This is a genomic window from Tahibacter caeni (assembly GCF_024609805.1).
GTDB lineage: Bacteria > Pseudomonadota > Gammaproteobacteria > Xanthomonadales > Rhodanobacteraceae > Tahibacter > Tahibacter caeni.
Genome location: NZ_JANFVR010000159.1, coordinates 1 through 10,855, shown reverse-complemented (window position 1 = coordinate 10,855; position 10,855 = coordinate 1). Strand labels below are relative to the sequence as shown.

Sequence of the window (10,855 nt, the reverse complement as noted above, 5' to 3'; positions counted from 1 at the left end):
CGCGGCGTTTCGCCGGCCGCCTTGCGCCGCTCGCGCTCGCGCTTGTCGGGCCGCGGCCCGTCGGTGCGCGGGCGCGCGTTGCGCCAGGGGTTGTCGCGGTCGCCGCCACGCGGCTTGTCGTCGTCGGAACGCATGGACTGTCCAGATGGAATCGGTCGGCGGCCGCCATGCACGCAGCGGTCGTTGCCGGAGAGAGGAGCGGGCCGCCAGGCGGGCCGCGGACATTGCCGTCGACACGCCGGCCCTGCGCCGGCGTCGCGGCCGGCGCAAGCATAGCGCGCGCGGCGCCTCAGGCGGTTTCGGCGTCCGGGTGGTCCTGCGCCTGGGAGTCGAGCTCGCGCGCGACGGCCTCGGGCGAGCGCGTGAAGCGCGCGAGCAGCAGGTAGAACGCCGGTACGACGAACAGCGACAGCAGGGTCGACAAGGTGACGCCGAACACCACGACGACGCCGATCGTCACGCGGCTGGCTGCGCCCGCGCCGCTGGCCAGCACCAGCGGCACGGCGCCGGTGATCGTCGCGATCGACGTCATCAGGATCGGCCGCAGGCGCACGGCCGAGGCTTCGAGAATCGCGTCGCGGATGCCGCGTCCCTGATCACGCAGCTGATTGGCGAACTCGACGATCAGGATGCCGTTTTTCGCGGCGAGGCCGACCAGCATGACGATGCCGATCTGACTGAACAGGTTCAGGCTCGAACCCCAGAGCCAGAGCCCGAGCAACGCGCCGAGCACGGCCAGCGGCACCGTCAGCATGATGACCAGCGGGTGCACGAAGCTCTCGAACTGCGCGGCGAGCACGAGGAACACGATCAGCAGGGCCATCGCGAACGTGAACGCGACGGCGCCGCCGGCTTTGCGGAACTCGCGCGACTCGCCTTTGTAGTCGAGCTGCGCGGTCTGCGGCAGTTCCTCGGCGGCCGTGCGGCGTATCCAGTCCAGCGCCTGGCCGAGCGTGTAGCCCGGCGCGAGGCCGGCCGACAGGGTGATCGCGCGCAGCCGGTTGAAGCGGTTCAACGTGCCGGGCTCGGCGAGCTCGCTCAGGGTCACGAGATTGGCCAACGGAATCAGCTGGCCGCTGCGCGAGCGCACGTAGAGGTTGGTCAGGTCGGTCGGGCTGCGACGGTCGCTGTCCTGGGCCTGCAGGATCACGTCGTACTCTTCGCCGCCGTCGACGAACGTGGTCACCTGGCGCGAGCCCATCATGGTCTCGAGCGTGCGGCCGATGTCGTCGACCGACACGCCGATGTCGGCCGCGCGCGAGCGGTCGATGCTGACGCGCAACTGCGGACGGGTTTCCTTGTAGTCGGAATCGGCGGCGAACAGCTGCGGGTTTTCTTCCATGCGCTTGAGCATGCGGTCGCGCCATCCGACCAGTTCCTCGTAGCTCGGCCCGCCGAGCACGAGCTGCAGCGGCTGGCCGCCCGAGCGCACGAGCCCCTGGCGCACCTGCGGAATCGCGCGCACGCCGGTCACGTCGGCGAGCAGTCCGCGCGTCTCGTCGACGACCTCGGCCGTGGTCTTGCTGCGCTGGTTCCAGGGCTTGAGCAGCACTACGGCCTGGCCCGTATGCATTTCCTCGCTGCGGCCCCAGCCGCCGGGCACGCGCGCGTTGATGCGGTAGATCGGACTGCCTTCGCCGCTCAGGCTCAGCAGGCGCTTCTCGACTTCCTGGATCTGCTGCACGGTGTAGTCGTAGCCGGCGCCTTCGGGGCCGATGACCTGGGCGAAGAACACGCCGCGGTCCTCCGGCGGCGCGAGCTCCTTGGGCACGCTGACGAACAGTGCGCCGATCGCGACGAGCGCCGCGGCGAGCACGGCGCCGATCAGCACCGGCCGACCCACGCTCCTGTCCAGCGCGCGGCGATAGCCGTCGCTGACCTGCTGCAGGCGGCGCTCGGTCCAGGCGACGAAGCCCTTCTCGTGCTTGTGCGCGCGCAGCAGACGCGAACACATCATCGGCGTCAGGGTCAGCGCGACGAACGCGGATATCGCGACGGCACCGGCGACCGCAACCGCAAGTTCGCGGAACAGGCGGCCGTTGTTGCCTTCCATGAACGCTATCGGCAGGAACACCGCGATCAGCACGGCCGTCGTCGCGATGACCGCAAAGGCGACCTGGCGCGCGCCGCGATAGGCCGCGACCAGCGGTGGTTCGCCGAGGTCGACGCGGCGCTGGCAGTTTTCCAGCACGACGATCGCGTCGTCGACGACGAGGCCGATCGACAGCACGAGCGCGAGCAGGGTCAGCAGGTTGATCGAGAAGCCGAACGCGTAGAGGCCGAGGAACGCGGCGATCACGCAGACCGGCACGGTCACCGCCGGAATCAGCGCGGCGCGCACGCTGCCGAGGAACAGGAAGATCACGACGAGCACGAGCAGCACGGCCTCGCCGAGCGTCTTGTAGACCTGGTGCACGGCCGCGTCGATGAAGATGGTCGAGTCGTAGCTGACGCCGATCGTCATGCCGTCGGGCAGCGACGGCTGGATGCGCTCCATCTCGGCCTTGGCGCGCGCGGCCACGTCGAGGCTGTTCGCGGTCGAGGTCTTGACGATGCCGAGGCCGACCATGGGCTTGCCGTTGCCGCGGAAATACGCGCGGCGCTCCTCGGCGCCGCGCTCGACCTTGGCCACTTCGGCCAGGCGCGTGACGTGGCCGTCCTCGGACTTGGCGATGGCCAGCGCGGCGAAATCCTCGGGCGCGCGGTAGTCGCGCGACACGCGCAGCGTGAAGTCGCGCGTGTCCGATTCGATGCGGCCGGCCGGCAGCTCGACGTTCTCGCGGCGCAGCGCGTTCTCCACGTCGTTGGCCGTGAGGTTGCGCGCGGCCAGCGCCTTGCGGTCGAGCCAGATGCGCATCGCGTAGCGCTGCCCGCCGGCGAGATTGACCTGCGCCACGCCGTCGATCGAGGACAGGCGGTCGACGATGTAGCGGTCGGCGTAGTCGGTCAGCGCGAGCTGGTCGAGGCTGGTCGAGCTGAGGTTGAGCCAGATGATGACGTCGGCGTCGCCTTCGACCTTGGCCACCTGCGGCGGATCGATTTCCTCGGGCAGCCGGTCCGACGCACGCGCGACGGCGTCGCGCACGTCGTTGGCCGCCCCTTCGATGTCGCGGCTCAGGGTGAATTCCATCGTGATGCTGGAACGGCCGTTGCGGCTGGAGGACTGCACGCTCTCCACGCCCTCGATGCCGGCGACGGCGTCCTCGAGCACCTGGGTCACGCGCGTCTCGACGACCGACGCCGACGCGCCGGTATACGTGGTGTCGATCGAGACGATGGGCGGGTCGATGTTCGGCAGCTCGCGCAGCGGCAGCCGCGTGAACGCGATCAGGCCGAGCACGAGCAGGATCAGCGAGAGAACGGTCGCGAAGACGGGGCGCTTGACCGAGACGTCCGACAGCAGCATGGCGCCTCCTCAGTTCACGGCGGCCGGAGCCGCAGTGGCCGCGACGTGTTCCTCGACGGCGACCTTCGCGCCGCTGCGCAGCTTGACCGTGCCGTCGACGACGATGCGGTCGCCGGCCTGCAGGCCTTCGCGCACCTCGATCTCGCCGCGGCGGCGCGCGCCCGGCACGATGCGCACCTGCTCGACGCTGCTGTCGGGACGGATGCGGAACACGAACGAATCGGTGCCGACCTGCACGAGCGCGATCTCAGGCAGCACCAGCGCCATGCGCGGCGCGCGGAACACCTGCACCGTTAGCAGCATGCCCGGACGCAGCACGCGCTCGCGGTTGTCGATCTGCGCACGCACGAGCACCGAACGCGAGGCCGTGTCGACGCGCGAGTCGATCGACGTCACGCGGCCCTGCCACTGGCGCGCGGGCCAGGCGGCCGTGGTGGCCTGCACTTCCTGGCCGACCTCGACCGCGCCGAGCAGGGTTTCGGGCACGGAGAAATCGAGCTTGATCGTGTCGATGTCGTCGAGCGTCGTGATCTCGGTGCCCGGCGTGACGAGCGTGCCGGGACTCACGCGGCGCAGGCCGAGCACGCCGCCGAACGGCGCCGTGATGACGCGGTCGGACAGCTGCGCGCGGATCGCGTCGACCTTGGCGATGTTGGAATCGCGCGTCGCGGTAGCCGTGTCGAACAGCGCCTTGGAAACGGTGCCCTGCTTCACGAGGTCCTGCTGACGCTGATACTGGCGGTCGGCGTCGCGCGCCATGGCCTGGGCGTCCTTGAGCTGCGCGGCCTGCTGGCTCGACGTCAGCTCCACGAGCACGTCTCCGGCGGCGACGGCCTGCCCGTCGGTGAAATTCACCTTGCGCACGGTCTCGGTGATCTTCGCCGTCAAGGTGATGGATTCGTTGGCCTGGGCCGTGCCGAGCGCCTCGATCACGTCCGACCAGGATTTGCTTTCGACGGCCTGCGCGGTGACCTTGGCCGGCGCGGTCGGACTGGGCACCTTGGACGGATCCTCGGACTTGCAGGCCGTGAGCGCGGCGCAGGCGACGAGGAACGGCAATGGCAGGCAACGCTTGAACATCTTCGGCTTCCTTGGCCGCCGGCCGCGGAAGCGCGGTCGGCGGTGGCCGCGGGCGCGAGGCGCCGCGGCATCGGCTTTCAGGGGCGGAGGCCGCCTCGCGGCAGCCATCCTACGCCGACGACGTGGCGTGCGGATGAATCAGTGATCCACCGCGGCGGCCGCCGGCACGGGGGCGGCGTTGCGATTCGGCCGCCGGAACATCAGCAGCAACGGTATCGCAGCTAAGGTCAGAATCATCATCAGCCAGAAGTCATTGAGGAAGGCGATTGCGGCAGCCTGACGGGAAACTTCGCCGTTCAGTGCAGCCAGGCCGGTCGCGCTGTGGATGTCGATGCCGGCCGGCAGCGGCGTGTGGCCGTACGGGGTGATGCGCTCGGCGAGCTCGGCATGATTGATCTGCGAGCCGCGCGACAGCAGGGTCATCACGAGCGAGATGCCGATACTTGAGCCGAGGTTGCGCGTCAGGCTGAACATGCCGGCGGCCTCGGTGCGGCGCGGCATCGGCAGGGTCGCATAGGCCATCGTCGAGACCGGCACGAACACGAGGCCCAACCCTAGACCCTGTATCACGCCGGCCCAGATCACCGGCCCGGTCGGCATGTCGGCGCTGAAATGTGCCATTTGCCACAACGATACGACGGTAAGCAGCAGGCCGGCCAGGATCAGCGCGCGCGCGTCGGCGCCGCGCGCGAGCAGGCGCCCGACCACGAGCATCGCCACGAGCGTGCCGACGCCGCGCGGCGCCATCAGCAGGCCGGTCGTGACGACCGGATAGCCCATGAGGCTCTGCAGATACGGCGGCAGCAGCGCCATCGTCGCGAACAGCACGACGCCGATCACGAAGATGAAGAGGTTGCCCGACAGAAAGCTGCGGTCGCGCAGCAGGCCGAGATCGAGGAAAGGCCGTTTGGCGCTGCGCCAGTGCACCCAGTACAGATAGAAGCCGAGGAACGCGATGGCCGCCTCGATCTGAATTTCGAGCGCGTCGAACCAGTCCTTCTGCTCGCCGCGGTCGAGCATGAGCTGCAGCCCGCCGACGCCGGCTGCCAGCAGCAGGAAACCGCGCCAGTCGAAGCGGTAGTCGTGGGCCTCGTCCGCCGGCACGCTCGCGAGCACGCCGAACAGCGCTGCCGCACCGATCGGCAGGTTGATCAGGAACACCCAGTGCCAGCTGTAGTGGTCGGTCAGCCAGCCGCCGAGCGGCGGGCCGAGGATCGGACCGACCATGACGCCCATGCCCCACATCGCCATCGCCGCGCCGTGCTTCTCGCGCGGGAACACGTCGAGCATGGTCGATTGCGAGATCGGCACGAGCGCCGCGCCGAACAGGCCCTGCAGCACGCGGAACGCGACCATCTGGCCGATGTCGGTCGCGACGGCGCAGAGCAGCGACGCGACGGTGAAGCCGCCGATCGCGATCGCGAGCAGACGGCGGCGGCCGAGTTTGGCGGCGAGCCAGCCGGTGGCCGGCGTCGCGATAGCCGCGGCGACGATGTAGGAGGTCAGCACCCAGGACACCTGGTCCTGGGTCGCCGACAGCGCGCCCTGCATGTCGGGCAGGGCGACGTTGGCGATGGTCGTGTCGATGACCTGCATCAGGGTCGCCAGCATGATGGAGATCACCAGCAGCGGCAGGTTGGCGACTTCGCGATGGGTGGCGGCGTTGCTCATGGATTCGGATCCGCGAAGGGACTCAGCGGCTCGCGATCGGCTGCTCGGCCTTGCGCGCGCCGAACCACTGGCTGTAGCGCGCGCGGTCGCGGCCCGTGTCGATTTCCACTTCGGCGCTCATGCCGGCGCGCAGCTGCGGCAGGCCCGGCGCAGGGTCCAGCGCGAGACGCACCGGTATGCGCTGCACGATCTTGACCCAGTTGCCCGTGGCGTTCTGCGCCGGCAGCACGGCGAACTCGGCGCCCGACGCCGGGCTGATCGAGGCCACGCGTGCGTTCCAGTGCCTGCCCGGATATGTGTCGATCGCGATCGAGGCAACCTGCCCGATCTCCACGTTGGTCAGATCGGTCTCCTTGAAGTTCGCTTCGACCCAGAGGGTCTGCGTCGCAACCAGCGGCATGGCCGGCTGGCCGACGTTGAGGAATTCGCCGACCTGCAGATCGGTCTTGCCGATGACGCCGTCGACCGGCGCGCGCACCTCCGCGTGCGACAGGTCGAGCTGGGCCTGGGCCAGCTGCGCGACCGCGAGCTTGTAGCCCGGCAGCGAATCGTTGGACGCGCTCGGCAGGCCGCCGAGCAGGTTCTGCGCGCGGGCGACCGCGGCGGCGTTGGCGTCGCGCTTGCCGCGCGTGCTCGCGACCGTGTTGGCCGCGTCGTCGAGCGCCTGCTGCGCGACGAGGCCGCGCGCGCGCAGGTCCTTGAAGCGTTCGTACTGCTGCTGCGCGTGATGCAGATCGGCTTCGGCCGAGCGCAAGTCGGCCTCGGCGCCGTGGTAGCCGTTGCGTGCGCCGTCGAGCATGCTGCGCACCGATTCGGCCTGCGCCTGCAGGCGCTGCACGGCGATCTTCAGCGGCTCCTCGTCGATGCGGAACAGCAGGTCGCCGGCCCTGACGGCCTGGTTCTCGCGCACGCGCACCTCGACCACGCGGCCGGCGATCTGCGGAGCGATGGTGATCTGGTCGGCCTGCACGTAGGCGTTGTCGGTGTCGACGTAGCGGCCGCCCGAGAGATAGAAGTACCCGGCGATCGCGAGCACCAGCGCCGGTCCGGCGATCCAGAGCACGGCGTTGGAGCGCTTGCGCGGCGCAGGGGCGGCGGCAGTCGTTTCGGTCTTGGCGGTCATGGCGATGCTCAATTCGTGTCGGTGTTTTTCGGGGAGTTTTTTTCGTCGAGCGCGGCGAGGTTCTGCTTCATGCGCTCGAGCACGTCGAGACAGGCGATCAGCTCGGCATCGCCGATGCCGGCCAGCGCTTCGTCGCGCAGCGCGGCGGCGATGACTTCCATGTCGTCGAGCACCGCATCGGCGCGCGGCAACGTATGCAGGCGCCAGACGCGGCGGTCCTGCGGATCGGCGCGGCGTTCGACGAAGCCGGCCTGCTGCAGGCGATCGATCACGCGGCTTACCGGAATCGCTTCCATTTCCAGCAGCTCGGCCAGCGCCTTCTGGCTGATGCCTTCGTGACGGTGGATCATCTTGATCGCGCGCCACTGGGCGCGGGTCAGGCCCAGCGGCTCGGCGCGGCGGTCGAAGTGCTTGCGCAGCAGCCGCGTGACGTCGAGCAGCGGGTAGGCGAAGGTGGAGCGGGGATCGGAGCGGCTCATGATTGCCGCAGACATTATTGCCTAGGCAACTATTTTTCAATACCGGCGGGTTCAATAAATGCCTAGACCAAGGTCTAGCGTATTTCCCCCCAGACCGCGGCCGCCGGCGCCGCGCCGTGCCGGACGACGGTGTGAGAACATCAGGAAAACAAGGGCTTGGCCATGCAGCTCGTGCTCGAAGCACTCGAAGCCGACATCACCACATTGCCGCTGGACGCCATCGTCAACGCAGCCAATGAAAGCCTCAGCGGCGGCGGCGGCGTCGACGGCGCGATCCATCGCGCCGCCGGACCCGGTCTCGTCGAGGAATGCCGGGCGCTGCCGATGATCCGGCCCTACGTGCGTTGCCCCACCGGCGAGGCCGTGCTGACCGGCGGCCACCGGCTGCCGGCGCGGCACATCATCCATACCGTCGGTCCGGTCTGGTACGGCGGCGACAAGGGCGAACCCGCGCTGCTCGCGTCGTGCTACCGCAACTGCTTCGAGCTGGCCCGGCGCCACGGCCTGGCCAGCATCGCGTTCCCGGCGATCAGCTGCGGCGTATTCGGCTATCCGCTGGAACAGGCAGTCGCGATCGCAGTGGCCGAAGCGCACGAGGCCGCGCGCGATCCCGGCTCGCTCGACCGCATCGTGTTCTGCTGCTTCGGTCCACATGCGTTGCAGGCCTACCGCGCCGTGCTGGCGGGCGGCTGATGCGCGCTCTGCGCAGACCGCCGCGCGGCGGCGGGCGGCCCGACTTCCCGCCACGCTGGCACCTGCGCCGGCCGCAGCTGCTGGCCGACACGCGGACCAGCCGCGTCTGGCAGGCATTGCGCGCCGACGGCAGCCGGGCCGTGGTCAAGGCGATCAAGCCCGCCGGAACCGACGAGCTGCACGGCGCGGCGCTGCTACGCTGGCGCCGCGGCGAAGGACTGGTGCGGCTGTATGCCGTCAGCGGACATCGCCAGCTGCTCGAACATGCCGGCGGCACGAGCCTCGCCCAGTTCCTCGGCGAACGCGGCGACATCGAGGCCACCGACATCGCGGCCGAAGTGCTCGCGCGCCTGAGCGCGCCATCGCGCACGCCGGCGCCGGCCGGCCTGACCCCGCTGTCGATGTATTTCGCGAGCCTGTTCACGCGGGCGCGCGGCCGGCCGGCCGGCGATCCGTATCGCGAAGCCGCACGCATGGCCGAACGCCTGCTGCGCGCCGCCCGCGATGCGCGGCCGCTGCATGGCGACCTGCATCACGACAACATCCTGCACGGTCCGCGCGGCTGGCTCGCGATCGATCCGCGAGGTCTTGTCGGCGACGCGGCGTTCGACGCGGCCAACCTGCTCTACAACCCGCTGCGGCGCGACGACCTCTGCCTCGATGCGGAACACCTGCATCGCCGCGCCGAGACTTATGCGCGCGCACTCGGCCAGGAACTGCCGCCGATACTGGCCCATGCCTACGCCTACGGCTGCCTGTCGGCCGCGTGGCACGCCGAAGACGGCAATGCCGCCAGCGAAGCGCGCGAGCTCGCGGTCGCGGCGAAAATCCTGGAACTCGTGCGCGCGCTGTAGGGCGCGAGATGCGCCGCGGCGCGACGCCGCCTGCCGCTGCAGGTCGCCGAAACGCACGTCGAGCACGTCGCCGGCGCGGACGATGCCGATGACGACGGCGCCGCCGCGACGCTCGGCAGCGGAAATGACGACCGATCGCCACCGGGCACCTCGCTCGGGATTTATTGCGGAATACGACGAGACTCCGTTGGCGCGGTTCGCCGCATCGACGCGGCGCCGCCTGCTCCGTCGGTCGCCGCAATGAAAAACGCCGGCGCGAGGCCGGCGTTTTCCATAGATCACGGATCGATGCCGGCTCAGGCCGACTTCTTCCACTGGCCCAGCGCGGCGAGGCCGTTCTCTCGCGCGCGCTGCGCGACGGTCTTCTGCGCGTCGACGAAGTTCGCCGTCATGTCCTTGGACCAGAGCTTCAGCGCGGCCGTCTGCATCGCGCGACCGTACGAGAAGCTCAGCGGCCACGGGTGCGGGCCCATCTGGTTCATCGCGTTGAGGTGCGCGGTCGCAGCCTCGTCGGACTGGCCGCCCGACAGGAACACGATGCCCGGCAACGAGGCCGGCACACTGGCCTTGAGGCACCGCACGGTCGCTTCGGCGACTTCGTCGACGCTGGCCTGTTCCGGGCAGTCCTTGCCGGAGACGACCATGCTGGCCTTCAGGATCGTGCCTTCGAGCAGCACGTTCTGCTCGTACAGCGAGGCGAACAGCGAACGCAGGGTCACTTCGGTCACGTCGTAGCAGACGTCGAGGTCGTGCGAACCGTCCATGAGCACTTCGGGTTCGACCATCGGCACGATGCCGGCTTCCTGGCACAGCGCCGCATAGCGCGCGAGCGCATGGCAGTTGGCTTCGATGCAGGTCGAGCTCGGCATGTCGTCGCCGATCGTGATGACCGCGCGCCACTTGGCGAACTTGGCGCCGAGGCTCGCGTATTCCTTGAGGCGGTCGCGCAGGCCGTCGAGGCCTTCGGTCACGAGCTCGCCCGGGAAGCCGGCCAGCGGATGCGGGCCCTTGTCGACCTTGATGCCCGGCAGGATGCCGTGGTCGAGCATGATCTTGGTGAACGGCACGCCGGCCTTGCTGGCCTGGCGCAGCGTTTCGTCATAAAGGATCGCGCCGGAGATGTGATCGGACAGGTTGGGCGCAGTCAGCAGCATTTCGCGGTAGGCGCGACGATTCTCTTCCGTGCAGTCGATGCCGACACCGTCGAAGCGCTTCTTGATCGTAGTGTTGGATTCGTCGATCGCGATGATGCCCTTGCCCGGGGCGACCATCGCCTGGGCAATGCTTTCCAGCTGTTCGATGCTCATGGATGACTCCGTGGGAATTGGATCCGGTACGCGACCGGAAGCCGCGTGGCGACCGGCAAGGCGATCGCGGGCCGCGGATTATAGGCCAGAAGCCGCGAAAGGAACCTGCCGGGCGGCGCCGGAACCCGGCTGGCGGCGCACCCCGCGGCCCGGGACCGCGGCTGGGCCGTGCAGCGGGCCTTTCACCGGCCCGCTCACGGCCCCGCCGGGACGGAGCGGAGTTCTCAGGCGAGGGAGCCGCG

The 10,855-nt window shown here is 69.5% G+C and carries 8 protein-coding genes; 2 read left to right on the top strand and 6 right to left on the bottom strand.

The genetic code is table 11. The features are described 5' to 3' along the window. Nucleotides 1–289: 289 nt before the first annotated feature. The 5 genes from NON22_RS14120 to NON22_RS14100 form a co-directional block, all read right to left on the bottom strand. Nucleotides 290–3,406 carry an efflux RND transporter permease subunit gene (locus tag NON22_RS14120; protein ID WP_257387582.1) on the bottom strand — a complete coding sequence of 1,039 codons (3,117 nt, stop codon included), beginning with the start codon at nt 3,404–3,406 and terminating at the stop codon, nt 290–292. Between the two features lie 9 nt (nt 3,407–3,415). Further along, entirely contained in the window at nt 3,416–4,486 is a 1,071-nt protein-coding gene (locus tag NON22_RS14115) for an efflux RND transporter periplasmic adaptor subunit (protein ID WP_257387581.1), read from the bottom strand. A 138-nt stretch (nt 4,487–4,624) separates the two neighbouring features. Further along, a complete protein-coding gene (locus NON22_RS14110) occupies nt 4,625–6,157 on the bottom strand; it encodes an MDR family MFS transporter (protein WP_257387580.1) in 1,533 nt (510 codons plus the stop codon). Between the two features lie 22 nt (nt 6,158–6,179). After that, nucleotides 6,180–7,280: an HlyD family secretion protein gene (locus NON22_RS14105; RefSeq protein ID WP_257387579.1), complete on the bottom strand. Its 1,101-nt coding sequence runs from the start codon at nt 7,278–7,280 to the stop codon at nt 6,180–6,182. 8 nt (nt 7,281–7,288) lie between these two features. Further along, the gene (locus NON22_RS14100; protein WP_257387578.1) at nt 7,289–7,759 is read right to left on the bottom strand and encodes a MarR family winged helix-turn-helix transcriptional regulator; all 471 of its coding nucleotides are present in this window, start codon (nt 7,757–7,759) and stop codon (nt 7,289–7,291) included. Between the two features lie 162 nt (nt 7,760–7,921). On the opposite strand from NON22_RS14100, the gene NON22_RS14095 reads away from it, so the two are divergent. Both NON22_RS14095 and NON22_RS14090 read left to right on the top strand, forming a co-directional pair. After that, nucleotides 7,922–8,452 (top strand): O-acetyl-ADP-ribose deacetylase, encoded by a 531-nt coding sequence (locus NON22_RS14095; RefSeq protein ID WP_257387583.1) that lies wholly within the window; start codon nt 7,922–7,924, stop codon nt 8,450–8,452. Next, nucleotides 8,452–9,306, top strand: coding sequence for an aminoglycoside phosphotransferase family protein (locus NON22_RS14090; RefSeq protein ID WP_257387577.1), 855 nt, complete (start codon nt 8,452–8,454; stop codon nt 9,304–9,306). The genes NON22_RS14095 and NON22_RS14090 overlap by 1 nt, the downstream gene beginning before the upstream one ends. A gap of 296 nt (nt 9,307–9,602) precedes the next feature. Here NON22_RS14090 and NON22_RS14085 read toward each other — a convergent pair whose 3' ends face one another. After that, nucleotides 9,603–10,613 carry a class I fructose-bisphosphate aldolase gene (locus NON22_RS14085; protein WP_257387576.1) on the bottom strand — a complete coding sequence of 337 codons (1,011 nt, stop codon included), beginning with the start codon at nt 10,611–10,613 and terminating at the stop codon, nt 9,603–9,605. Nucleotides 10,614–10,855 lie beyond the last annotated feature (242 nt).